17 protein-coding genes, 1 rRNA gene and 1 pseudogene are annotated in these 24061 nt (G+C 68.3%); 9 read left to right on the forward strand and 10 right to left on the reverse strand.

Features of this window, described 5'->3' with window-relative positions:
- Positions 1-85, forward strand: a 5S ribosomal RNA gene (rrf, locus tag ASG62_RS02735); the annotation flags it as partial.
- Between the two features lie 420 nt (positions 86-505).
- Here the strand turns inward: rrf and ASG62_RS02740 are convergent.
- The 6 genes and pseudogenes from ASG62_RS02740 to ASG62_RS02765 all read right to left on the reverse strand — a co-directional run.
- A pseudogene (locus ASG62_RS02740) lies at positions 506-1951 on the reverse strand (mannitol dehydrogenase family protein); the annotation flags it as partial.
- Positions 1952-2101: 150 nt separating this feature from the next.
- Complete coding sequence (locus tag ASG62_RS02745) at positions 2102-3103, reverse strand: ABC transporter ATP-binding protein (RefSeq protein WP_056697855.1); 1002 nt, start codon at positions 3101-3103, stop codon at positions 2102-2104.
- A gap of 23 nt (positions 3104-3126) precedes the next feature.
- Entirely contained in the window at positions 3127-3951 is an 825-nt protein-coding gene (locus tag ASG62_RS02750) for a carbohydrate ABC transporter permease (protein ID WP_056697858.1), read from the reverse strand.
- Between the two features lie 14 nt (positions 3952-3965).
- The gene (locus ASG62_RS02755; RefSeq protein ID WP_056697860.1) at positions 3966-4838 is read right to left on the reverse strand and encodes a carbohydrate ABC transporter permease; all 873 of its coding nucleotides are present in this window, start codon (positions 4836-4838) and stop codon (positions 3966-3968) included.
- 72 nt (positions 4839-4910) lie between these two features.
- The gene (locus ASG62_RS02760) at positions 4911-6188 is read right to left on the reverse strand and encodes a D-tagatose-bisphosphate aldolase, class II, non-catalytic subunit (protein WP_056697864.1); all 1278 of its coding nucleotides are present in this window, start codon (positions 6186-6188) and stop codon (positions 4911-4913) included.
- A complete protein-coding gene (locus ASG62_RS02765) occupies positions 6185-7174 on the reverse strand; it encodes a sugar kinase (RefSeq protein WP_056697867.1) in 990 nt (329 codons plus the stop codon). The genes ASG62_RS02760 and ASG62_RS02765 overlap by 4 nt, the downstream gene beginning before the upstream one ends.
- Before the next feature lie 348 nt (positions 7175-7522).
- Between ASG62_RS02765 and ASG62_RS02770 the strand changes: the two genes are divergently transcribed.
- The 4 genes from ASG62_RS02770 to ASG62_RS02785 all read left to right on the forward strand — a co-directional run bounded on the left by ASG62_RS02770 (position 7523) and on the right by ASG62_RS02785 (position 12187).
- A complete protein-coding gene (locus ASG62_RS02770) occupies positions 7523-8836 on the forward strand; it encodes an ABC transporter substrate-binding protein (protein ID WP_056697871.1) in 1314 nt (437 codons plus the stop codon).
- Positions 8837-9087: 251 nt separating this feature from the next.
- Positions 9088-9858 (forward strand): L-iditol 2-dehydrogenase, encoded by a 771-nt coding sequence (locus tag ASG62_RS02775; RefSeq protein ID WP_056697875.1) that lies wholly within the window; start codon positions 9088-9090, stop codon positions 9856-9858.
- Between the two features lie 132 nt (positions 9859-9990).
- Positions 9991-11001 (forward strand): zinc-dependent alcohol dehydrogenase family protein, encoded by a 1011-nt coding sequence (locus ASG62_RS02780; RefSeq protein WP_056697877.1) that lies wholly within the window; start codon positions 9991-9993, stop codon positions 10999-11001.
- 136 nt (positions 11002-11137) lie between these two features.
- Positions 11138-12187 (forward strand): LacI family DNA-binding transcriptional regulator, encoded by a 1050-nt coding sequence (locus ASG62_RS02785; RefSeq protein ID WP_056698486.1) that lies wholly within the window; start codon positions 11138-11140, stop codon positions 12185-12187.
- Between the two features lie 41 nt (positions 12188-12228).
- Here the strand turns inward: ASG62_RS02785 and ASG62_RS02790 are convergent, their stop codons facing one another.
- The 3 genes from ASG62_RS02790 to ASG62_RS02800 form a co-directional block, all read right to left on the reverse strand.
- Positions 12229-13080, reverse strand: a complete 852-nt coding sequence (locus ASG62_RS02790; protein ID WP_056697881.1) for a GGDEF domain-containing protein — start codon at positions 13078-13080, stop codon at positions 12229-12231.
- A 104-nt stretch (positions 13081-13184) separates the two neighbouring features.
- Positions 13185-16703 (reverse strand): AAA family ATPase, encoded by a 3519-nt coding sequence (locus ASG62_RS02795; RefSeq protein WP_056697884.1) that lies wholly within the window; start codon positions 16701-16703, stop codon positions 13185-13187.
- Positions 16703-17971: a metallophosphoesterase family protein gene (locus tag ASG62_RS02800; RefSeq protein ID WP_056697887.1), complete on the reverse strand. Its 1269-nt coding sequence runs from the start codon at positions 17969-17971 to the stop codon at positions 16703-16705. The genes ASG62_RS02795 and ASG62_RS02800 overlap by 1 nt, the downstream gene beginning before the upstream one ends.
- A 304-nt stretch (positions 17972-18275) precedes the next feature.
- Here ASG62_RS02800 and repA point away from each other — a divergent pair, with 304 nt between their 5' ends.
- The 4 genes from repA to ASG62_RS02820 all read left to right on the forward strand — a co-directional run bounded on the left by repA (position 18276) and on the right by ASG62_RS02820 (position 22917).
- Positions 18276-19520, forward strand: coding sequence for a plasmid partitioning protein RepA (repA, locus tag ASG62_RS02805; protein WP_244487656.1), 1245 nt, complete (start codon positions 18276-18278; stop codon positions 19518-19520).
- A 115-nt stretch (positions 19521-19635) separates the two neighbouring features.
- A complete protein-coding gene (gene repB, locus ASG62_RS02810) occupies positions 19636-20724 on the forward strand; it encodes a plasmid partitioning protein RepB (protein WP_056697893.1) in 1089 nt (362 codons plus the stop codon).
- A gap of 255 nt (positions 20725-20979) precedes the next feature.
- Positions 20980-22266 carry a plasmid replication protein RepC gene (gene repC, locus ASG62_RS02815; RefSeq protein ID WP_082537415.1) on the forward strand — a complete coding sequence of 429 codons (1287 nt, stop codon included), beginning with the start codon at positions 20980-20982 and terminating at the stop codon, positions 22264-22266.
- Positions 22267-22536: 270 nt separating this feature from the next.
- Positions 22537-22917 carry a glyoxalase superfamily protein gene (locus ASG62_RS02820; RefSeq protein ID WP_082537416.1) on the forward strand — a complete coding sequence of 127 codons (381 nt, stop codon included), beginning with the start codon at positions 22537-22539 and terminating at the stop codon, positions 22915-22917.
- 147 nt (positions 22918-23064) lie between these two features.
- On the opposite strand, the gene ASG62_RS02825 is transcribed toward ASG62_RS02820, so the two are convergent.
- On the reverse strand, positions 23065-23964 hold the full coding sequence (locus tag ASG62_RS02825; protein ID WP_056697899.1) for a LysR family transcriptional regulator ArgP: 900 nt from the start codon (positions 23962-23964) through the stop codon (positions 23065-23067).
- Positions 23965-24061: the final 97 nt, after the last annotated feature.

Consider the following 24061-nt stretch of genomic DNA (forward strand, 5'->3'; position numbering starts at 1 on the left):
GATCCCATCCCGAACTCGGCCGTGAAACGCTCCAGCGCCTATGATACTTCGTCTCAAGACGCGGGAAAGTCGGTCGCCGCCAGGTCTGCAAATCGCAAGTTGCTCTCTTCACACACGCTCAACATCACAATCCAGCACCACATACCCAAAGCCCCGTGCCCACAAAGCGCGGGGCTTTCGTGCGTCTAAACGTCAGTGAACATGGCGATGAGAGCCGTCAGGGTCGGCAAGGCGGGCAGCGTTGGTGAGCCCGAACGATCGGACAGGTTCAGGCCGCCGGCAATCCTGCCGCGATCGTCTCCAGCCCCGTTATCAAAAAGCCCCGGACGCTCGCCACGCCGGGGCTTTTGCTTGTTCCAAGATCGTTCAGTCGATCCGCTCCTACCCCACGTAAGCCAAAAGCGTCGAACGCGTCCCGACATCGCGAAGCGACGTCAATGCTTCGACGAACCGATCCCGGAAAACGGCGCTGTCGGCGACCGTGCCGAATATGTCGCGCTCCTCNCGAACGCGTCCCGACATCGCGAAGCGACGTCAATGCTTCGACGAACCGATCCCGGAAAACGGCGCTGTCGGCGACCGTGCCGAATATGTCGCGCTCCTCCAGAAACGACAGCGGTTCGTCGCGCGAGCGCAAAGCCGCCGCGTGCAGACGGTCCGCGTTCACGTCGTTGAAAACGATCTCCCGGCCGCTGTCCGAAACACCTTCGAAATAGCGGCACCAGAGCGCGGAGACGAGGGCGAGGCCTTCGACGTCCTCGCCCTTCGCGAGGCGGTCGGCCGTCGAGGGGAGGATGAACTTCGGCTGGCGATTCGAGCCGTCCTGGGCAAGGCGCGAGATCGTGTCGCCGATCTTCGGGTTGGCGAATCGCCGTTCGATCAAAGCGACGTAGTCGCCGAGATCCGTGTTCGGCACGGGCGGCACGCAGGGCACGATCTCCTCGCGCTCCAGCTTCAGAAGGAAGGCGCGAATCGTCTCGTCCTCCATCGCCTCGTGCACGAAGTGGATGTCGAGGAGCTCGCCGGGATAGGCGATCGCCGCATGGCCCCCGTTGAGGATGCGGATCTTCATCAGCTCGAACGGCGCGACGTCCTCGACGATCTCGACGCCGACGCTCGCGAAATCCGGGCGGCCCGCCGGAAACTTGTCCTCCAGGACCCATTGCTTGAACTCTTCGCAATAGACGGGCCAGGCATCGGCAATGCCGAACGTGTCGGCACAATGGCGAATCTCGCGCTCGCTCGTGGCGGGCGTGATCCGGTCGACCATCCCGTTGGGAAAGGCGACGTTCGCGCCGATCCAGTCGGCGAAAGCGGGGTCGGAGAGGCGGGCAAGGCCGGCGACGGCGTTCTCGGCGACATGGCCGTTGCCGGGAATGTTGTCGCAGGACATGACGGTGAAGGGTTGGATGCCCGCCTCCCGCCGGAGCTTCAACCCCTTGGCGATGAGGCCGAAGACCGTCTTCGGATCGTCGGGATTTGCGCCGTCGGCGGCGATGGCGGGATGGGCGGGGTCGAAGGCGCCGGTCGCGGGATCGATGAAGTAGCCGCCCTCGGTGATCGTCATGGAAACGATGCGGATCGCGGGATCGGCGAGCTTCTTCGCGATGGCTGCGCGGTCGGTCGGATCGAGGATGTCGATCATCGCGCCGGTGATGCGGGCGTTGGACGTGCCGACATCTTGCTCGACGACGGTCGTCAGATAGTCCTGCGAAGCCAGCTTGTCGCGCATCGCGCCGTCATGAGCGGTGACGCCGGCGCCGACGATCGCCCAGTCGCGGTCCTTCCCGGCGTTGAAGAGGGCGTCGAGATAGACGGCCTGATGGGCGCGGTGGAAGTTGCCGATGCCGAAATGGACGATTCCGGCGGTGAGGTCGGCCCGGTCGTAGGCCGGGACCGAAGCCGTCCTGGAAATTTCGGAGAGCGTCGCGAGCGAAAGAGGCGTCGTCATGGGTCGTCCTCGTCTGGAGCCGGAGCGCCGCGCGTCCGACAGGCCGCGATGGAACGCTCTATCGTCATGAATCGTCGAGTGAAACTGGGATCGACCGGCGAAAACCGATCGATCCCGTTCGCCGCAAGGGCGCTTTTCAGGCCGCCGCGATCAGCGGATCGCGCGTCCCTCGGCGTCGAAGCGGTGCAGCCGCTGCTCGTCGGGGGTGAGATAGACCGTGTCGCCGTGGCGGAGCTTCGTGTCGCCGTCCGCGCGCAGCGTCACGGCGCCGATGCCCTCGGTCTGAACGTGCAGGAACGTGTCGGAGCCCAGATGCTCGGTCACGCCGACCGTCCCCTTCCAGACGCCCTCGGTCGTCGAGACCTTCAGGTGTTCCGGACGGATGCCGACCGTGTGGGCGTTCCATTTGGCGGCGGCGGCGCCCGTCGCGATGTTCATGCGGGGGCTGCCGATGAACTGCGCGACGAAGAGATTGTCCGGCCGGTTGTAGAGGTCCATCGGCGAGCCGACCTGCTCGATGCGCCCGGCCTGCAGCACGACGATCTTGTCGGCCATGGTCATGGCCTCCACCTGGTCGTGCGTCACGTAGATCATGGTCGTGCCGAGCTGCTGGTGGAGCTCGGAGATCTCGAGCCGCATCGTGCCGCGCAGCGCGGCGTCGAGATTGGAGAGCGGCTCGTCGAAGAGGAAGGCGGAGGGCGCGCGCACGATGGCGCGGCCGATCGCGACGCGCTGGCGCTGGCCGCCGGAGAGCTGGCCGGGCTTGCGCTCCAGATAGGGCGCAAGGTTGAGGATGCGCGCGGCGTCCTGAACCTTCTTCTCGATGACGGCCTTGTCGAGCTTGGCCATCTTCAGCGGGAAGGCGATGTTGTCGTAGACGCTCATATGCGGATAGAGCGCGTAGGACTGGAAGACCATGGCGAGGCCGCGCCGGGCGGGCGCTTCGCCCGTGACGTCGCGCCCGTCGATGGCGATGGTGCCGCTCGTCGTGTCCTCGAGGCCCGCGATGAGGCGGAGCAGCGTCGACTTTCCGCAGCCGGACGGGCCGACGAAGACGACGAACTCGCCGTCCTCGATGGAGAGGTCGATGCCGGGGATGACGTGCGAGGCGCCGAAGGATTTGGAGACCTGGCGGAGCTGGATCGTGCCCATGTCGTTCTTTTCCCTTCTTGTTCTTATTTCACGGCGCCGAAGGTCAACCCGCGCACGAGCTGCTTCTGGCTGAACCAGCCCATGATGAGGATGGGCGCGATGGCAAGCGTGGAGGCCGCCGAGAGCTTCGCCCAGAAGAGACCCTGCGGGCTCGAGAAGGAGGCGATGAAGGCGGTGAGCGGCGCGGCGTTCGTCGTGGTCAGGCGGATCGTCCAGAAGGACTCGTTCCAGGCGAGGATGATGTTGAGAAGCATGGTCGAGGCGATGCCCGGGAGCGCCATCGGCGTCAGCACATGCCAGATTTCGCCCCAGAGCGTGGCGCCGTCCATGCGCGCGGCCTCCAGGATCTCGCCCGGAATCTCGCGGAAGTAGGTGTAGAGCATCCAGACGACGATCGGCAGGTTGATCAGCGTCAGCATGACGGTGAGGCCGATCCGCGAGTCGAGAAGGCCGAAGTCGCGGAAGAGGAGATAGATCGGCACGAGCACCGCGACGGAGGGCATCATCTTCGTCGAGAGCATCCACATGAGCACGTCCTTCGTGCGCTTGGTCGGCGAGAAGGCCATGGCCCAGGCCGCCGGCACCGCGACGAGCAGCGCCAGGAAGGTGGAGAGAAGCGACAGGATCACCGAATTGGTGAAGGGCTTCCAGTAGTCGCGCTGCGTCTGAACCTCGACATAGTTCTCGAAGGTGAAGGACGGGATGAGGTTGAAGCCGCCGATCGCCTCGACCTCCGTCTTCATCGAGGTGATGATCGTATAGAGGATCGGGAAGAAGAGGAGGAGCGCGACGGCCCAGGCGGCGATGGTGAAGGCGACCTTGCGGCGGGTGGAAACGGCTCTGGCCATGGTTCTCGCCTCCTTCAGCGATCGAGGTTCTTGCCGACGGCGCGCATCAGGAAGAAGGCGACGACATTGGCGAGGATGACGGCGATGATGCCGCCGGCGGAGGCGCCGCCGACATCGTAGCCGAGGAGCGCGGTGCGGTAGATCAGGAAGGCGAGATTGGTCGAGGCGTAGCCCGGCCCGCCATTGGTCGTCACCAGGATCTCGGCATAGACGCCGAGCAGGAAGATGGTCTGGATCAGGATGACCATGGTGATGGCGCGCGCCATGTGCGGCAGCGTCAGGTAGCGGAAGCGGGCGAGGAAGCCCGCGCCGTCCATCTCGGCGGCTTCCTTCTGCTCGCCGTCCAGCGACTGCAGGGCGGTGAGGAGGATCAGCGCGGAGAAGGGCAGCCACTGCCACGCGACGATGATGATGATCGAGAAGAGCGGATATTGCGCGAACCAGTCGACCGGCTGAAGCCCGAGAAACCGCGAGCCGTCGGCGAGAACGCCGTAGCTCGGATGCATGATCATGTTCTTCCAGACGAGCGCGGCCACCGGCGGCATCACGAAGAAGGGCGAGATGATCATGATGCGCACGATCCCCTGGCCCCAGATGTCCTGGTCGACCAGAAGCGCGATGGCGATGCCGCCGATGATCGTGATGAGGAGGACGCCGCCGACGATGGCCAGCGTGTTCCAGAGCGACTGGAAGAAGGCGGGGTCGGTGTAGAAGAAGCGGTAGTTCAGGAAGCCGGCGAAGCCGACGCTGGCGGGATTGAGCAGGTTGTAGTTCTGGAAGGAGAACCACAGCGTCATCGCCAGCGGCACGATCATCCAGACGAGAAGCAGCCCCACCGAGGGCGCCATCATCAGGCGTGACAAACCTCGCGTCTGTTTTGTCGCCATGCTCCTGTTCCTCCCTTCGAGTGTTGGTGAACCGGCTCCCTCCTCAAGGAGCCGCCGCGTGCGGCCGCCGTGTCAGGCAGCCGGCGGATGCGTCGCGCGAAAATAGGTGCCGAGCACCTCGTCCACGGCCGCCACGAGAATATCGGCTGCCGAGGCGGATGCGATGCGGGAGAGGGGAACTCCCCCGACATATTGCCGCAGCAGCGTTTCGGGTATCGCGATCCCGTCGAGCGCGGAGAGGAGGCGCGCCACCGCCGCCTCGGCCTCCGGGCGGTTCCAGTAGTAGCGGATGCGGTCGCTATAGCTGAAATGGCGCTGCAGCCGCAGGGCCTCTTCGCTTCCGTGATAATGGCCCTGCCAGTCCGCGGGCTCGGCGCTCATCAGCGCTTCCATCGCCGCGGCGAGCGGGCGCGTCCCGTAGCCGGGCACGAGGTCGCTGGCGACGAGGTCGAGCCCGTAGAGCGCCTCGCGATAGGCGAAGGTGAGGCCCGGCCCGACCTTCAGGATCGGATAGCCGTCCCGAACGAGGGCGGCCAGCGCCTCCTCGCTCTGATAGTCGGTGGAATGGGCCTCGAAGACGAGGTCCGGCTCTTCGCCGAGCAGGGCGCTGAGATCGGCCGCGCGGGGCGGATCGTAGGCGATGACGTTGTCGGAGCCGAACTCCACGCCGGGCTGCACGACGAAGGCGGTGACGCGGTCGAAGGCCTCGTCGAGGCCTGCGGCCGTGAAGACCTCGCGATGCACGGCGATCGTGGCGCGCGCGGCGCCCGGCGCCGTCGGCTCCACCGTGTCGAGCACATGGTCGGCGCCGCCGGGCACCGGCACCTCGGTGCCGAGAATATAGTGGGGCGCGGGACGGCCCGCCGCCTTCGCCGCGGCTTCCGCGACCGCGGCTAGCTTGGCCGCCCGGTTCGCAACGGTGCGGTCGTCGAGCGCGGCGGGCTCGCCGGCGCAGCCCATCGAGGCGTCGAGATGGATCTTGGAAAAGCCCGCCGTCACATAGGCCTCGACCATGGCCGCCGCCTTTTCCAGCGCGATCTCCGCGGGTTCCTTGCGCCAGGGATTGGGGCCGAGATGGTCGCCGCCGAAGAGGATGTGGTCGCGCGCCAGGCCCTCCTCGTCCGCGATGCCCTCGACGAAGCGCACGAAATCGGCCGGCTTCATGCCGGTATAGCCGCCCTCGTGGTTCACCTGGTTGCAGGTGGCCTCGATGAGGACGGGGCCGCCGTCGCGCGCCGCGCGGCGGAGCGCGGCGCGGATGACGGTCGGATGGGCCGAACAGACGGAGGTGATGCCGGTCGGGGCGCCCGCGCGGCGGGCCTTCGCAAGGCCGGTCAGGATGTCGCTCATGCCAGGATCTTTCGGTCTGCGTCGGCTGCGATGAAGGCGTCGAGTTCGGCAAGCGTCGAGACGCCTTCCATCGGCCCCTGCCGCGTCACGTTGCGCGCCCCGGCCGCATTTGCATAGGCGAGCGCCTGGTCCGGCCGGTGCCCCAGCCGGCGGCAGGTGAGATAGGTCGCGCCGAAACAGTCCCCCGCCCCGGTCGGATCGATCTCGTCCACCTTGTAGGCGGGCGCGTCGATGCGGCCGGCCTCGCGGCTGAAATGGCTGGAGCCCTGAGCGCCGCGCTTCAGCACGACCTCGGAAATGCCGAGGGCGAGCAGGGCTTCGACCGCCTCCGCCTCGTCGGTTTTGCCGGATGCCACGAAGAGCTCCTCGCCGGACGGCAGGAGAAGGTCGGCGACGGCGAGCATCTCGTCGATGCGCTTTCGCGTCTCCCCGCCCGCGAGCTCCTTGCGGATGTTTGGGTCGAAGGAGACCGAGCCGCCCCGCGCCTTCACGCTGGACACGGCGGCGAGGAGAATCTCGCCGATCCCTGCGATGCCGAAGGCCGAGCCCATGACATGGACATGGCCCGCGCGGGCGATCAGGGCTTCGGCCTCGGCGGTCATCGCCGTGTCGCCGGCGGCGGAATGGACGAGGTTGAAGACGAAGTCGCGGCTGCCGTCGGCGCGGTAGCGCACGAAGGCGCTGCCCGTCGGCTTGCCGGGAATGACTGATATGGCCGAGACGTCGACGCCGTCGCGGGCGAGGCGCGTGACGTTCAGCCGGCCGAAATCGTCGTCGCCGACCGCCGCCACGATGCCCGCCGCGCCGCCGGTCCTGGCGACCTGGTCGATGAAGATCGCGGGAGCGCCGCTCGCGAACGGGCCGACGAGCGGCTGGGGGCCGAGGAACCCCTCCCCGACCGTCGTCGCCATGATCTCCACCAGAATCTCGCCGACGGTGATCGTCGGCCCCAGAGCTTCCGGCGCGATTCCTCTCCTCGGCGCCATCCGTCCCCTCCCCCTCGCCTGCTTCGGCCGCCCGGTATCGTCCCCGTGCGACTCTCCTCCTTCGGGCACCCTCCGGCCGCCCTGTCTTGCCCGCAGATCAGCACGGTTCTTTACGTGCGTCAACAACAGAAACTTTGGTGCGAATGACGCGCCGCAGCATGGTAATTTGTGCATTGCAATGACGAATTATCGGAAACGTCAATCCGAACATGGCGATAAGTTCGATTTACGGGTCAGTCGGTTGCTGTGATGAAAACACCGACTTGACAGGCCGACCGCGATCGGCCGATAAAAACTTTACGCATGTAGCTTTGTGCGTGAGTGTCCGTTGGAGGAGGCGGATTTCCCATGAAACATCTGATGTCCAAACTGTCGGCGTCGATCGTCGGCCTCGGCCTTCTGGCCGGCATGGCACAGGCCGAAGAGATCACGGTCGCCACCGTGAACAACGGCGACATGATCACCATGCAGAAGCTCTCGCCGGCCTGGGAAAAGGAAACCGGCAACAAGATCAACTGGATCGTTCTGGAAGAGAACGTCCTGCGCGAGCGCGTCACGACCGACGTCGCCACCAAGGGCGGCCAGTTCGACATCATGACGATCGGCGCCTACGAGACCCCGATCTGGGGCAAGTCCGGCTGGCTCATGCCCGTCGACGATCTCGGCGACGACTACGACTATGCCGATCTTCTGGAGCCCATCAAGGCGGGCCTGACCGTCGACGGCAAGCTCTACGCGGTGCCCTTCTATTCGGAGAGCTCGTTCACGCTCTACCGCAAGGATCTCTTCGAGGCGGCCGGCCTCACCATGCCGGAGAACCCGACCTACGACCAGATCAAGGAATACGCGGCCAAGCTCACCGACAAGTCCAAGCAGCAATACGGCATCTGCCTGCGCGGCAAGCCGGGCTGGGGCGAGAACATGGCCTTCCTCGGCACCATGGTGAACACCTATGGCGGCCAGTGGTTCGACATGGACTGGAAGCCGCAGCTCACCTCCGACGCCTGGAAGGCCGCCATCGGCGACTACGTCAAGCTGATGACCGAGAACGGTCCTCCCGGCGCGACGGCCAACGGCTTCAACGAGAACCAGTCGCTCTTCTCCACCGGCCATTGCGCCATGTGGATCGACGCGACCTCGGCCGCCGGCCGCGTCTTCGATCCGAAGGAGAGCCAGGTCGCCGACAAGGTCGGCTTCGCCCGCGCGCCCACCCAGGTGACGCCGAACGGGTCGAGCTGGTCCTGGTCCTGGAGCCTCGCCATCCCGGCGACCTCGCAGAAGGCGGAAGCGGCGAAGTCGTTCCTGAAATGGGCGACGTCGAAGGAGTACGTCAAGCTCGTCGGCGAGACGCAAGGCTGGGTCGCCCTGCCCCCGGGCACGCGCAAGTCCACCTACGCGCTGCCCGAGTACCAGAAGGCCGCGCCTTTCGCCGCAACCGTGCTCGACGCCATCATGTCGGCCGATCCGTCCAAGCCCACCAAGGACCCGGTGCCCTATACGGGCGTCCAGTTCGTGGCGATCCCCGAGTTCCAGTCGATCGGAACCGTGGTCGGGCAGCAGATCGGCGCCGCGCTTGCGGGCCAGCAGACCGCGGACGCCGCCCTCGAGGCCGCCCAGTCCCAGGTCGAGCGCGACATGATGCGCGCGGGCTATCCGAAGTAAGCCGGAAGGCTAGCCAGCAGGGTCCGGCCGGCCAGGGTCGGCCGGGCCCCCTCCCCTTCCGGTCCCCGGACCTGCCGGCGGGATGCGTCCCGCCCGCGAAGAACCGTTCGAGCGTCGCTGCGCGGCGCCGATACCGCCCGACCGCGAGCCGTCCGCGATGCCCCGCGGAACCGACCCGACAGACCGAAACAGACGAGAGACGCGCCCCGGCGGTCGACGACCCCGTGCGCCCAGACGAAGGAGTGCCCGCGATGAGACTGAAGGATAAGGTCGCCCTGATCACCGGCGGTGCCCGCGGCATCGGCTACGGCTTCGCCGAGGCCTTCGTCGCCGAGGGCGCCAAGGTCGTCATCGCCGACATCAACCTCGATCGCGCCACCGCCTCGGCCGCAGCTCTCGGCTCCGCCGCCTCCGCCGTGCGCCTCGACGTCACCGACATCGCGGACATCGAGCGCGTCGTCGCCGAGATCAATGCTGCCCATGGCGGCATCGACATTCTCGTCAACAATGCCGGCATCTTCGAAATGGCGCCGATCACCGACATTACCGAGGAGAGCTACGACCGCGTCTTCGACGTGAACCTCAAGGGCTCGCTCTTCACCATGAAGGCGGTCGCCAACGGCATGATCGCGCGCGGCCGCGGCGGCAAGATCATCAACATGGCGAGCCAGGCGGGCCGTCGCGGCGAGTCGCTCGTCGCGCTCTACTGCGCCTCCAAGGCCGCCATCATCTCGGCCACGCAGTCGGCGGCGCTGGCGCTCGCCAAGCACAATATCCAGGTCAACGGCATCTCGCCCGGCGTGATCGACAGCGAGATGTGGGACGTGGTCGACGCCGCCTTCGCCAAGTGGGAGGGCCTCCAGCCCGGCGAGAAGCGCGCCGCCGTCGCCAAGACCGTTCCGGCCGGCCGCTTCGGCAAGCCCGACGACCTGAAGGGCCTCGCGGTCTTCCTCGCCTCCGCCGACAGCGACTACATTCTCGCCCAGACCTACAATGTCGACGGCGGAAACTGGATGAGCTGAAGCCGTCAGGCCCTTCGAAGGGCTACGGTTTCTTACGTTCCAAGAGCGGCCCGATCCTTCGGGCGGCGGGCCGCTCGCCCCGCATGTCCAGCAGTCCGGCGCCCGCGCGCCTTCGATAGGAAAGCAAGTCTGATGCAGGCGATCCGTTTCGTCGAAAAAGGCCGCGCCGAGCTGGGCGCGCTCGATCTGCCGCCCCCGGCCCCCGGCCATGTGCTCCTGCGCGTCAAGGCGGCCGGCCTCTGCCACACCGATATCGACGTGCTGCACGCGCGCTATGGCGCCGGCCGCTTTCCGGTCACGCCCGGCCATGAATATGCCGGCGAGGTCGAGGCGATCGGCGAGGGCGTGACGCGGCTGAAGATCGGCGACCGCGTGGCCGTCGATCCGAACCTGCCCTGCGGCACCTGCCGGTCCTGCGCGCGGGGCCTCACCAATCTCTGCGAGACGCTGGGTGCCTACGGCGTCTCCACCAATGGCGGTTTCGCCGAGGCGAGCCTGGTGGCCGCCGACCATTGCCATCCGATCGGCGATCTCGCCTATCCCGTTGCTGCCCTCGCCGAACCGCTGGCCTGCGTTCTCAACGGTCTCACCAGCGCCGGGCTCGGCGCCGGCGCGCCGCTGCCGGGAACCGCGCTCGTCTTCGGCGCCGGGCCGATCGGCCTGCTCCTGGCGCTGTCCTTGAAGTCGCACGGGGTTGCGGAGGTCGTCGTCGCCGACCTCAACGAGAGCCGCCTCGCCTTCGCCGAGAGCCTCGGGCTCGGCGCGGCGGTGTCCGGCTCCGACGATCTAGCGGGACGGCGCAAGGGGTTCGACCTCGTGGCGGAGGCGACGGGCATTCCGGCCGTCGTGGAGGGCATGATCCCGCTCGTCGCCGACGGCGGCACGGCGCTCGTCTTCGGCGTCGCCGCGCCCGATGCGCGCGTGCAGCTCTCGCCCTTCGAGATCTTCCGCCGCCAGCTGAAGCTCGTCGGCTCCCACTCGCTGAACCGCAACATTCCGCAGGCGCTGGATATCCTGTCGCGCGACACGGGTCCGATGGCGCGCCTCATCTCGCACCGCCTGCCCCTCTCCGAGATGCTGCCCTTCTTCCTGAAGAAGCCGGGCGATCCCGCGACGATGAAAGTGCAGTACGTGGCGGATTGACGGGAGGGCCCGCCGCTTCGTAAGCCGGCTACCGTATGGGCTGGACGAGATGGCGGGTCGTTCCGGCCGCGTGCGATCGACCAGGGGCGCATCGCCCCGACGGGAGTGAATGATCGTGGCCAAGACGATACGGACGATGGAGGAGTTCTCGGAGTTCGTCGGCCTGTCGCGCCCCACCGTCTCCAAGTATTTCAACGACCCGAGCTCGGTTCGCAAGCGCACGCGCGACACGATCGAGGAAGCTTTGAAGAAGTCCGGCTTCCAGCCCAACATCTTCGCGGTCAATCTCAACCGCCGCCGCTCCAACATCATCGGGATCATCATCCCGAACTCGGCCGATCCGTTCTACATGGCGCTGACGCGGCGCATCGAGATCGTGGCGGCGGAGGCCGGCTTTCTCGCCTTCGTGCTCTCCTCCGACGGGCAGCCGGAGCGCGAGGAGCGGGCCATCCGCACCTTCCAGTCGATGAACGTCGCGGGCGCCATCATCGCGCCGCTCGGCCTTCTCGCCCGCCCCTCCCAGCTCGAACAGTTCAACCGCAGCATTCCGCTCGTCTACGTGGATTCCCCGCCGAACGACGGCGTCGCCTTCGTCGGCACGGACCATCGCCAGAGCTTCGGCCTCATCATCGACTATCTCTGCCGCTCCGGCGAGCCGCCCGCCTATCTCGGCATGCCCGACGTCAACACCAATGCCCGCACGCGGCTCGGCATCTATCTCGGCGCGATGGAGGGGCTGGGCGCCGAGCCGAAGGTCCTGCCGCTGCCCTCGGTCTGGACCTGGGATTTCGAGCGCTTCGCCTTCGAGGAGGCCGCGCGCCTCTTCGAGCGGCCGGGCGCCCTCCCCTCGCGCACCATTCTCTGCGGCAACGACCGCATCGCCTTCGGCGTCATCGCCGCCGCCTATCAGCGCGGCCTGAAGGTCGGGCATGGCGCCGATTGCGACCTGCGCGTCGCCGGCCACGACGACCACCCGCTCTCGCAATATGCCTGCCCGCCGCTGACCACGGTCGCGCAGAACTACAACGAGATCGGCCGCCTCGCGACGGAGCTTCTCCTGCAGAAGCTCGGCGAGGCGCTCGCCGCCGAGCCCCGCCCGGGCATCAGCGCCGGCAGCACGGCAGCGGGCCCCTTAAAGGAGCGCATCCTCCTCAAATCCGAACTGATGCTCCGCCGCTCGGCCTGAGCGCTCGCGACGGATCGCCGAGCCCCTGCCGGGCTTGCGCGTCAGGCCGCGTCCGACAGGCGCTTCTTTTCCCGGTACATCTTGAGATCGGCGGCCTTGGTGAGGTCGAGCGCCGTCATGCCGGGAACCCAGAGCGCCGCGCCGAAGCTGACGCCGACGTCGAGATCGATGTCGGCGGCGCGGAAGGGATTGCGCATGCGCTTGCGGATGCGGCCGAGCGCGGCCGAAACCGCGCTTTCGGTCGAGGCCGAGAGAATGGCCACGAACTCGTCGCCGCCGATCCGCGCGACCTTGTCGAAGGCGCGGATGCCGCCTTTCAACCTTGACGCGACCTCCCTCAGCACCGCGTCTCCCGCGGCATGGCCATGGCTGTCGTTCACGGTCTTGAAGCGGTCGACGTCGGCGAGGATGATGGAGAAGGAGCGGCCCGTCTCGGTGGCGATGGCGATGGCGTGGCCGAGGTCGCGCTCGAAGCGGCGCCGGTTCGCCACGCCCGTCAGAACGTCGATATAGGCGGCCGAGCGCAGTTCCTGCTCGGCCAGCTTGCGCGCGGTGATGTCGATGCCGAGGCCGAAGATGGCGCGGACGCGGCCGTCGCTCTCGTCGAAGATCGGCAGGAGCGACGTTCGCCACCAGAACACGCCGGAAGGCAGTTCCAGCTCTTCCTCGTATTCGTGAAGCTCCGCGCTCTCGGCGCATCGCCGATACTGCGCCTCGACCAGCTCCGCCACAGGCGGCGGCAGACACTCGGCCGGCGTCTTGCCGACCATCTCGGCCGCGCGAAGTCCGGTGAGACGCTCGTGCACCCGGCTGAGCGCGCTGAAGCGGATCACGCCGTCACGGGAGACGTCGAGCATGAAGCCGGGCACACCGAGATTTTCGACGTCGAGCATATCGGTCCCGGTTTCTGTTCAGAGCCGTACGCTAACGTACGCCGATGAGCGGAAGGTTAAAAAATGCCGAGGGACATCCGCAAGCCCCCCAGTTATTGAGCCGCCTACAGCCGGTGAATGCGAACGCCCGGCTCGACCGCTTCGGCGATGTCGCAGAGATGGCGGTGATGGGTGAAATAGACGACCTGCCCGATCCCGGCCATGCCGGAGAGAAGCCGCAGCACCTCCTCCGAGCGCGGCTCGTCGAAGGTCTCCATGATGTCGTCGGCAAGGAACGGAACGGGCCGCCGCGCGCGCGCGAACTCCTCGTAGCCGGCGAGGCGCAGCGCCAGATAGAGCTGGAAGCGCGTGCCCTTCGACATATCGGTGGCGAGCTTCGACCCGCCCTCGCGCGACAGGCCGATCAGCGTCTCGCGGTCCTTTTCCGGCCGGGCGGAAAGGCCGGTATAGTCGCCGCGCGTCATGGCGGCGAAGGCCTGCGAGGCGCGGCCCATCATGGTGGAGCGATGGCGGTCGCGGAAGGTGCGCAGCGCCTCCTCCGCCACGAGCGCGCCCGCCCGCAATCTGAGATTGCGGCGCGCCGCCTCCTCCATCTCGATGAGCACGGTCTGCCGCTCCGTCTGGATGCGCGCGACCTCGTCGCCCCCGCCGATGGCCGCCAGCGCGTCGGCGGCTTTGGTCTTCTCCGCGAAGAGCTCGCGCAGGCGCGCGTCGAGATCGTCCTGCCGCGCCTCCAGCTCGCCCGCCAGCCGTTCGGCCTGCGCGAGATCCTCGGCGGCGAGCGCGGCGAGCGCCTCTTCGGCGGTCGCGGTGCGAAGGTCGGCGGCCAGGGACCGGCCGAGTTCGGCCAGCCGCTTTTCCGCCCGGGCCCGCTCGGCGACGCGCTCCAGCGCCTCGCCGACCTCGGCCAGCGTCTCGACGCCGAAGAGGAGCGTCATTTCCGTCTTGCGCGCGGCGGCGATGCGCAGCTCCTCGCCGAGCGCCGCCATCTTGGCCGTCTCGGCTTCCAAGGCGATCGTTCGGTCTCCCGCCAGCGCCCGGATGCGCTCGGCCTCGTCCAGCCGGGCGCCGAGATCGTGGAGGATGCGCGGCGGCGCGGCGTCGCCCGCCCCCTCCCCCAGGTGGCGAACCAGCCGGGCGAGCTCATCGGACAGCGCGTCCTGATCGGCGACCATCGTCTCCACGCGGTGGCGCATCTCGTCGCGCTCGCGAAGGGCCGGCGAAAGGGCGGCCAGCGTTTCCAGCACTTCGCGCACCGCGCCGACGCCGGCCTGCCGGTCGATCCAGCTCCGGCCGAGCGCCTCCGTCCAGTCCGCCTGCCAGCGCTTCAGCGCCTCCACCGCCTCGTGCCGCGACTGGCGGCGGCGCTGGAGCTGCGCCTCGCGCTCGGCCAGCACCTTCTGCGCGGCGGCCCGTTCGGAGCCTTGCAGGCGGCAGCGCTCGATAAGATCCTCCGCCATCGAGGCGAGGTCCGCGATCGAAAATGCGCCCTCCCCCGCCAGGGGCTCTGTGAGCGCGCCGGCGCGCCGGTAGGCCTCGGTCAGCGCCTCGCGCTCGGCCTCCGCCTCGCAGCGCGCGTCCGCTTCCTTGGCATCGAGATCGGCAAGCGCCGCAGCGGCCGCGAGCGCTTCCGCGCGCCGGAGGGCGAAGGCCTCGATCCGGTCGAGCGCTCCGCCGAGGCGGCCCTCGCCGCGCGGCGCGAGATGGGCCGGCACGGCATCGGTGATCTCGGCCCTCAGACGCGCCGTTTCCGCTTCGATCGCTGCGAGGGCCGCGTCCTCGCTGGAGAGGCCGGCCTCCGCGACGCCGAGCGCCGCGCCGTATTGCCGGAGATCGGCGAGATCCTGCGCGCGCAAGACGCGCGCCTCGACGATGCGGTCGTCCGCCGCCAGCGCCGCCTCGAAGGCCTCCGCGCTCTCCGCGTCGAGCCGCGTCCTATGCCGCGCCCAGGCCGCCGCGCGCGCCTCGCGCAGGCGCAGTGCTTCGGCATCGTCGATCGCGCCCGCCGCGCGGCGGATCGTCTCCAGCCGGGCGCCCGCCGCGGCGGCCTCAGCCGCCTGTTCCTGCCGCCGCTCGCGATGGCGCAGGCCGCGCCGTTCGAGATCGGCCAGGCTCGCGCGCCAGGCCTCGACGCGCTTGGCATCGGGCGGCACGAGCGCGGCGAGGGCCTTTGCATCGCCCTCGAAGGCGCCGAGCGCCGTCATCGCCTCGGCCAGCCGGCGCTGCACCTGCGGCCGCTCGCGGCCCGCGAGCTTCAGCCGAACGGGCGCGTCGCTGGCGCGCACGAGGCGCAGGACCTCGGCGAGCCGGCGCAGGGTCCGCTCGTCCCCATCGGTCCGAACGCCCTCCGCGGCTTCGCCCGCGTCCGGCCGCTCGGCCTCGCGCTCGGCCGCCTCGAAAGCCTCGCTCGCCCGCGCCAGCTCCTCCTCCGCCGTGCGCAGCCGCGCCTCGACGCCCGAGCGCGCCTCGATCAGCTCGCGCAGGAGCCCCGTCACGGTGGCGGGCAGGATCAGCGCGGCGGGGGTCTCGTGGCCCCCCTGCCCCAGCCGCTCCAGAATGCCGGCAAGGCCCGCGTCCCGCTCGGCCAGCTGGATGCGCCGGCGCGGCAGATCCTCCTCGGCCGTGGCATAGCGGCTCATCGCCTCGCGCAGCGCCCGGATCTCGTCGCCGACGGCAAGGATCGCCTCGTCCGGCGCGAGCCGGTCGATCTCGGCCGACAGATGCGCCGCCCTCTCCCGCGCGGTCTCGACCAGCGCCGCGATCCGCGTCTCGGCATCGCGCAAAGCCGGCAGCTCGCGACCCCAGGCCTCCGGCGCGCGCGGCAGGCCTTCGTAGGCGGCCAACTCCTCCAGCGTCGCGCGATAGCGGTCGGCGTCGGGAGCGGCCTTCAGGAGCCGCGCGGCGCGGTCGAGCGCCACCTTGTTCTCGCCGCGCTCGGCCATGCCGGCCTCGTAGGCCTTGCTCGCGCGATCGGCGGTCTGGGCGAGCGCGGCATAGGCGGAGGCCGCCGTGTCCAGCGTCTCGCGCCGCAGCTTTAGCTCGGCGAGGCGCTGCTTCAGCCCCGCCATTTCGGAGGATTTGGACCGTTTCTTGTGGATCGCGTCGGCTTCGCCGGCGGTCTTCGCCAGCGTCGCCCCGATCTCGGCAAGGCCGGCGCTCGCCGAGAACAGGAGTTCGCCGAGATCGCCCCGGCTCTGAAGAATGGCATTGCCGCCGTTTTCCAGCGTCTCGTCGTCGAGCGAGAACATGGTGCGATAGGCGTCGCGACCGAGCCCGGACAGGGCGCCGACGAGAAGCGCTTCGCTCGCCTGCCTCTGGTCGGGATGAAACAGCGTCGGCTGGCCCGAGCCGCGCTTCAGGCGGATCAGCTCGTGGCTCGCGCCGTCGACCTCGATCGCCGCGCCGACCTCCATCGTCGGATAGGGATGGAGGAAATTGTAGCGCGAGGCATGTTCGATGCCGAAGAGAAGGTCGAGCGTCGCCGAGAGCGCCGTCGACTTGCCGGCTTCGTTGAGGCCGTAAACGATGTGGAGATCGGGTGCGCCCTCCGGCTTCACGCCGAAATCGAGCGTGGCGCCGGTGAACTTGCCGTAGCGGGTGAGGTCGAGGCGGCGAAGGCGCATCAGGCGGCCTCCGCCCCGCCGGCCACGAGCCGGGCGAGGATCTCGTCGGTGCCCTCCTCGATCAGCGTATCGACGAAAGCCGCGAAAGCCGCCTCGTCGTCCCCGCCGATCCCGCGCGCCTCCTGCGGCAGCTCGTCCAGCATCTCGCGCGCGATGCGAACGACCTCCTCACGCACGCCGTGGCTCCTGGCGATCTCCCCGCGCATGAGCTGGCCGAGCTCCAGAACCGGATCGCCGCTCGGCCGGATGTCCCGTCCGCCCGCATCCTGCGCCTCGATCGCGATCTTCTCGATCCAGACCCCGCCGATCCGCTCGCCGCGAAGGGCGGCCTCCGTCTGGAGGAGATCGGCATCGCGGCGCAGGCGGAAGGCGAGCGGGGTCTCGCCGACGAGCCGCAGCCGCGCGACGAGATGGGGCGAGCCCGCCACTGCGCGGGCCGCGGCGAGTTCGGCCTCGATCGCGCCGATCGCGCTTTCCCAGGTGACGGCGCCGGAGAGATCGACCTCGATCCGCCCGAATTCGGCGATGCTGGTGCGGCGCTCCTCGACGGTGATCGCGCCGTCGTCGGCCACCGTGACGAGCGAGACGCTTTTCGGCCCGGCCTCGTTGATGTCGCGCCCCTGCGGGATGCCGGGCATGACGATGGTCGCGGCGCCGTCGTGCTGGGAGCGCTGGTGGATGTGGCCGAGGCCCCAATAGCGAAAGCCGGTCGCGTGGAGATCGGCGGGGCTGCAGGGCGCATAGACGTCGTGGCCCGGCGCGCCGCCGAGGCTGGTGTGGAGAAGGCCGATGTTCACCGCGCCCGGCACGGGCGGCTCGAAGCGGGAGAGGAGGCTTTCGGGCGCCTGCGGCTTGGCGAAGGAAATGCCGTGGATCGCGATATCGACGCCCGGCCGCGGAATCGTCCGGCGCCCCGGCTTGTCGCCGAAGACCGTGACCGTATCGGGCAGGACGAGCTGCTTGGTGATGCGCGACAGCGCGTCGTGATTGCCGCGGATCTTGAAGACGAGAATGCCGGCCTCGGCGAGGCGCCCCATTTCCTCGGCCAGAAACCGCGCGGTCTTCATCGAGGTCTGGTCGCCGTCGTAGAGATCGCCGGCGATCAGGAGCGCATCGACCCGCTCGTCGAGGCAGAGGTCGATGATCGCCGTGAAGGCCGCGCGGGTGGCGTTGCCGACGAGCGCGGCCAGATCCGGATTTCGCAGCGAGAGCGAGCGCAGGGGCGAATCGAGATGGAGATCGGCGGTGTGGACGAAGCGAAAAGCCATGCCGCCTCTTATCATCGCATCACCCGCAACCGGAAGGGCGCTGCGCGCCGCGCTCCCCGAGTCGGGCTCGAAGCGCCGTCGAGTTGACAGCTGTCAACTCCGGCGGCGAGCTTTCCTAGAGTCATCCGCCCGCTTGACTCGAATCAGATTCGCCCGCAACGCTTTATTTACGCATATGCAGCGTGGGAGCGAAGAGTGCCGTAACCGCGTGAGCCAAGCGCAAGTCCGCGATGGTAAGCCGGTTTTCGGCGCCGACTCGGTCTGGCGGACGGCATGCTCGCACGGAACAGACGAGGACGTGGCTTTGAAGGCTGACAAAACGGGCAAGGCCGGTGCGGCGAGCGAGAAGCTCCCGGCCGACCAGCAGATCGCGGAGGACGCACGGCTCCTGTCGAGCCAGCTCTCCGCCATGCGCCAGCGGCTCTTTCCGCCCTCGGCCTTCAAGACGCTGCGCTCCTTCACCTCGGGCGAGGCGGCCAAGCTGATCGGCGTCTCCGACGGCTATCTGCGCCAGCTCTCCATTTCCGGCGAAGGGCCGCAGCCCGAGACCAATGCGGCGGGCCGGCGCTCCTACACGCTCGCCGATATCAACGCGCTCCGCCGCTTCCTCGCCGCCCAGCACGAGCCGGGCAGCCCCAAGGCGCGGCAATATTTGAAATGGCGGGACGAGGCGGCGGGCGAGCACCTGCAGGTCATCGCCGTCACCAATTTCAAGGGCGGCTCCGGCAAGACGACGACGGCCACCCATCTCAGCCAGCATCTGGCGCTGAAGGGCTATCGCACGCTCGGCATCGATCTCGATCCGCAGGCCTCCTTCTCCGCGCTGCTCGGCTATCAGCCCGAACTCGATCTCCACGGCAACGACACGCTCTACGGCGCCATCCGCTACGACGAGACGCGGGTCGCGATGAGCGACATCATCAAGCCCACCTATTTCGACGGGCTCGATCTCGTGCCCGGCAATCTGGAGCTTCAGGAGTTCGAGCACGCGACGCCGCGCCATCTGGCGGGGGCGGAGGATGCCGACGGCATGCCCTTCTTCGCGCGGGTGCAGGAGGCGATCGCCTCCGTCGCCGATCGCTACGACGTGGTGGTGCTCGACTGCCCGCCGCAGCTCGGCTTCCTGACCCTCGGCGCTCTGTGCGCGGCCACTTCCGTTCTCGTGACCGTGCATCCTCAGATGCTCGACGTCGCCTCGATGAGCCAGTTCCTCTTCATGACCTCCGATCTTCTCGGCGTGGTGCGCGATGCCGGCGGCACGCTGAACTTCGATTTCCTGCGCTATCTCGTGACGCGCTACGAGCCGCATGACGGGCCGCAAGCGCAGATCGCGGGGTTCCTGCGCACGCAGTTCGGCTCCCGCGTTCTCACCAACCCCATGCTGAAATCGACGGCCGTCTCCGATGCCGGCCTGACCAAGCAGACGCTCTACGAGGTCGGCCGCGAGAACTTCTCGCGCCTGACCTACGACCGCGCCATGGAGGCGTTGACAGCTGTCAACGACGAGATCGAAGCGCTGATGCTGGACGCCTGGGGGCGCGCGGCATGAGCGGCGCGGCCGGAACGGCTTCGAGCCGCAGGATGTCGACTTATCCCCGGACGGGTGAACCGCGTCATTCTCCTCGCATCGACGAGATGACGGGATGCAGACGGGGAGGGCGGACATGAGCAAGCGCAAGGACGAGCTGCGCGCGCTGCTGATGGGCGGCGCCGTGCCGGAGGCTCCGGCCGGCGAGGCGCCGAAGGTCGAAGATCCGAAAGCGGCCGAGGGCGTCGCGGAGCCCTCGGCAACGCCGGCGAAGGCACCGGCGCCCGAGCGCGCGACCTCGGGCGCCGTGCGGGCCATGGGCCTTGCGCTCGGCAGCCTGCGCAGCGGCGCGGAGGAGGCCAAGGCCCTCCGCGAGAATCTCGCCCGCGGCGAGCATGTCGTGGAGCTCGACCCCGCTCTGATCGAGCCGGCCTTTCTCGCCGATCGCCTGAGCCCGGCGGGGGAGGGCGACGAGAGCTTCGAGGCGCTGAAGGCCTCGATCGCGGAGGGCGGGCAGGAGGTGCCGGTCCTCGTGCGGCCCCATCCCGACGCCGCCAAGGCCAAGGCCGGCTATTTCCAGGCGGCCTACGGCCACCGGCGCATCGCTGCGACCCGCGCGCTCGGCCTGAAGGTCCGCGCCGTCGTGCGCAGCCTCACCGACGAGGCGCTGGTTCTGGCGCAGGGCAAGGAGAATTCCGAGCGCCGCGACCTCTCCTTCATCGAGCGCGCGCTCTTCTGCCGCGCCATGGTGGAGCGCGGCTTCGAGCGGCGCGTCGCCCAGGCCGCGCTCGGCCTGCACAAGGCGGAGATGACGCGGCTTCTGCAGGTGGCCGAGATGATCCCGCTCCACATCGCCCAGGCCATCGGCCCCGCGCCCCGCGCGGGCCGTCCGCGCTGGATGGATCTGGCCGAGCAGCTTCAGGCGAGCGAGGCGAACCAGGTGAAGGCGCAGGACGAGATGGGGCTGGAGCGGTTTCGCAAAGCCTCCTCGGACGAGCGCTTCACGCTGATGCTCTCGCGCATGACCGCCAAGCCTTCGGGCAGGGCCGAGACCGAGGCGCTGTCGCTTCCCGGCGGCGAGCGTCTGGCGCAGATCAAGCGCACGCGTCGCGGCACCGCCATCGAGTTCGGCGAGCGCGACTTCGCCGATTACGTCGCCGCCGAACTTCCCGCGCTCCACGCGGCCTATCGCGCCGCGCGCGAGGGACCGGACGAGAGCGGCTGACGCTTCCCGAACACGGCCCCGGCCGCCTCCCATGAAGCGCAAGATGCTTCTCGAGGGGGCATCGGGGCCGAAAGACCCGCAACGAACCAGGAAAGGAACGGAATCGAGGACAAAAAAAAGGCCCCCAGAACGTCACCGCCCGGAAGCCTCTTTCTCGATGTAGCAATCTGAAAGAATCATCTCCGGTCGTCTCTGTCAAGAGTCCGGCGCGTTCGGGCAACGGCTTTGCTTTGCCTTCGGGTTCGAGTGTGAACCATGCTTGGAGCACAATGGAGCTCGCCCTTTGGCGCGAGGCCGATTTCGGCTGCCGTGATGACGGCCGAAATTCGCCTTCGCGAGCGCCAGAGCGCGATCGCGCGCGCCCGCGAAACCGATGGGACCAATGGTGGGGGAGGGGGCGGCAACGACGACGGCCGCGTCGCCGACAAATGGCAGCTCCTGCGCGCCCTGTCGGAGGCGCGCGAGCGCTTCGGGGTGTCCGATCGCACGATCTCGGTGCTGGAGGCGCTGCTCTCCTTCCAGCCGGGCAAGGCGATCGACGGCGCGCAGCCCATCATCGTCTTCCCGTCCAATCGCGAGCTGTCGCTGCGCACGCGGGGCATGGCGCCCGCGACGCTGCGCCGTCACATCGCGGCGCTGATCCAGGCCGGCCTGCTGCTCCGCCGCGACAGCCCCAACGGCAAGCGCTATCGCCGCCGCGACGAGAGCGGGGAGGGGGGCGAGGAGGCCTTCGGCTTCGATCTCTCCGCGCTCGCCTTTCGCGCCGGCGACATTTTCGAGGCCGCCGAGATCGCGCGCCGCGAGGATCGCATCGCCCGGCGCCTGCGCGCCGCCCTCTCGCTGCATCGCCGCGACATCCGCAAGGTCGTCGAGGCCGCGCTCGTCGAAGCGCGTCCGGGCGACTGGATGGCCTATGCCGCGCGTCTCGCCGCCCTCACGCTCCAGCGCACCGCGCGCGCGCCGATCGACGCGCTCGAGGCGATGGAGGCCGACCTCGTGCGGCTGCGGGCGGAGGTCGAGACCGCCTATCTCGATGCCATGACGGACCAAGAAATGAGCGCCAATGACGATCGTTCTGAGCGCCACTATCAGAATTCAAAGCCAGACCTCCCTATTGATTCCAAGCCAGGAGCAAAAGCAGAAGGAAACGCGGTGAGCCGCTGGAGCGGGGAAGGCGAAGCGGAAACGCCGGAGGCGGAAGCGGTTCCGGAACGGGCGCCGGAGGTGCGGGGGATGAGCTTCGATCTTGCCACCGTCCTGTCGCTCTGCCCGGACATCACGGCCTACGCCCTCCAGCCGATGCGGGACTGGAGATCCTTCGTCACCGTCGCCCATCTCGTCCGCGGCTTCCTCGGCATCTCGCCCGACGCCTGGCACCGCGCCTGCGAGGCCATGGGCGAGATCCAGGCTGCCACCGTCATCGCCGCCATGCTCCAACGCTCCGACCGCATCGCCTCCCCCGGCGGCTACCTGCGCAGCCTCACGGCCCGGGCCGCCAAGGGGCAGTTCCGCGTGGAGCCGATGCTGCGGGCGCTGGCGTGAGGGGGTGTGGGGTGAGGAGTCGTCTTGTCTCGGCGCTCGGCTTGTCGATGCGGATAAAGAGCTCGGCGACGGACGCAATTTCGGCGTTAGGGCGTCGTCTTGAGAAACGCCGATACCGGAACAGTCGATCTGCTGCGTGTCGGCTTAGCGCCGATCATCGTTGTTGGTTGCCGTTGACACCATTGGAAGGTGAGTTCAAGAAATCGATCCTGGACACCGCTCCGTCATAGGCATGCGCACCGCCGCCTCTGCCCTCGAAAGGAAGAGACGTTGGCGAACTCTGCTATTGCCGCGGTTGTATTTGGGCGCGTCGCACCGGGAATTTGCGTCAGAGACATTCATGCTGCGCACGACTTCTATTCACGCGTGCTGGGATTCAGGAAGATCTTCGAAAACGGCAATCCTGTCGGCTTCATGGTTTTGCAGAAGGATCGGGCTGAAATCCACTTGAGCCAGAAGCTTGACCACAAGGCTTCGACGGTGAACGTCATGCACATGTTCGTCGATGATGTTGACGCGACTTATGCCGTTTGCGAGGCCGAAGGGGTGAGGATCATCAAATCCCTCGTGGACAAGACCTACGGCCAGCGAGCTTTCGTGCTTGCGGACCCCGACGGAAATCGGATCGATATCGGCGAAGATATCGATTGATACGTCCCTCCATAGGAGAGGATCGTTTCCGGGTGATCCTTCGAACTTAGCGAGGAATACAGGAGCGCCATCGAGCCTCTCCCCGCCATGCCATCTGACGCAGGATAAGCGTCGATCCGGATGGCGCACAAGTTCATGCGCGGGGCGCTATGCCGGGACGAGGCTGTCCCGCGCGGCCGAGACGATGCCGCGCGTCAGGCCCTCCAGCCGGTCCGCGGCGAGGCGGTTGACCTGCCAATAGAGCGGCACGTCTACACCGCTATCCGGCACAAGCTCCACGAGCGCGCCCGAAGCGATCAGCGGATCGGCGAGGGCGACCGGGTTCAGCGCCCAGCCGAGGCCGAGCCGGCAGGCTTCGACGAAGCCTTGCGTGGAGGGCAGCCAATGGGTCGGCGCGGCGATCGACATGCCGAAGGTGCGCTCGATCCAGCGGGTCTGGAGCAGGTCCTTCTGATTGTAGGTGAGCGTCGGCGCGCGGGCGAGGGCCTCCGGCGTGACGCCGCCGGTGAAATGGCGGGCCGCGAAGGCGGGGCTCGCTGTCGCGCGATAGCGCAGCGCGCCGAGCGCGACGGTGCGGCAGCCCTGGACGGGGCGGCCGAGGCCGGTGACGGCGGCGAGCACCTGGCCGCGCCGCAGCCAGTCCGCCGTGTGGTCCTGGTCGTCCACGGCGATGTCGAGAAGAAGGTCGGACCTCGCCAGAAACGGCGCGATGGCAGGCAGGAACCAGGTGCCGAGACTGTCCGCGCTCGTCGCGATCGGGACCGTTACGCGACCGGCCCCCGCCCCTTCGCCGAGAGCCGGCAGATGGCGGAAGAGCGCCTCCTCCAGAAGCCCCACCTGTTCGGCATGGCGGCAGAGCCATTCGCCGGCCTCGGTCGCCGTGCAGGGCTGGCCGCGCGCGACGAGAACCGTGCCGAGCCGCTCCTCCAGCTGCTTGACGCGCTGGGACACGGCGGAAGGCGTGACGCCCAGACGGCTTGCCGCCTTCTCGAAACTCCCCGTGCGAACGACGGAGGCGAGGGCGCGAAGGGCGGGATAGTCGATCATCGCATTAGCTCCGCTTCATCCGCGTAAGACGGTTTAACTCCCCTTATGCCGAAGGGCGGGGTAGCGGAAGGGCCGGCGGGGTTCGGAACGCTCGGGA

This window comes from Aureimonas sp. Leaf427, from assembly GCF_001425485.1.
In the GTDB taxonomy this organism is placed as follows: domain Bacteria; phylum Pseudomonadota; class Alphaproteobacteria; order Rhizobiales; family Rhizobiaceae; genus Plantimonas.

Coding starts and splice junctions, on each gene's coding strand:
- ASG62_RS02745 (WP_056697855.1), bottom strand. CDS start 3,103: ATGGGCACGATCCAGCTCCGCCAGGTCTCCAAATCCTTCGGCGCCTCG.
- ASG62_RS02750 (WP_056697858.1), bottom strand. CDS start 3,951: ATGGCCAGAGCCGTTTCCACCCGCCGCAAGGTCGCCTTCACCATCGCC.
- ASG62_RS02755 (WP_056697860.1), bottom strand. CDS start 4,838: ATGGCGACAAAACAGACGCGAGGTTTGTCACGCCTGATGATGGCGCCC.
- ASG62_RS02760 (WP_056697864.1), bottom strand. CDS start 6,188: ATGAGCGACATCCTGACCGGCCTTGCGAAGGCCCGCCGCGCGGGCGCC.
- ASG62_RS02765 (WP_056697867.1), bottom strand. CDS start 7,174: ATGGCGCCGAGGAGAGGAATCGCGCCGGAAGCTCTGGGGCCGACGATC.
- ASG62_RS02770 (WP_056697871.1), top strand. CDS start 7,523: ATGAAACATCTGATGTCCAAACTGTCGGCGTCGATCGTCGGCCTCGGC.
- ASG62_RS02775 (WP_056697875.1), top strand. CDS start 9,088: ATGAGACTGAAGGATAAGGTCGCCCTGATCACCGGCGGTGCCCGCGGC.
- ASG62_RS02780 (WP_056697877.1), top strand. CDS start 9,991: ATGCAGGCGATCCGTTTCGTCGAAAAAGGCCGCGCCGAGCTGGGCGCG.
- ASG62_RS02785 (WP_056698486.1), top strand. CDS start 11,138: ATGGAGGAGTTCTCGGAGTTCGTCGGCCTGTCGCGCCCCACCGTCTCC.
- ASG62_RS02790 (WP_056697881.1), bottom strand. CDS start 13,080: ATGCTCGACGTCGAAAATCTCGGTGTGCCCGGCTTCATGCTCGACGTC.
- ASG62_RS02795 (WP_056697884.1), bottom strand. CDS start 16,703: ATGCGCCTTCGCCGCCTCGACCTCACCCGCTACGGCAAGTTCACCGGC.
- ASG62_RS02800 (WP_056697887.1), bottom strand. CDS start 17,971: ATGGCTTTTCGCTTCGTCCACACCGCCGATCTCCATCTCGATTCGCCC.
- repB (WP_056697893.1), top strand. CDS start 19,636: ATGAGCAAGCGCAAGGACGAGCTGCGCGCGCTGCTGATGGGCGGCGCC.
- repC (WP_082537415.1), top strand. CDS start 20,980: ATGCTTGGAGCACAATGGAGCTCGCCCTTTGGCGCGAGGCCGATTTCG.
- ASG62_RS02825 (WP_056697899.1), bottom strand. CDS start 23,964: ATGATCGACTATCCCGCCCTTCGCGCCCTCGCCTCCGTCGTTCGCACG.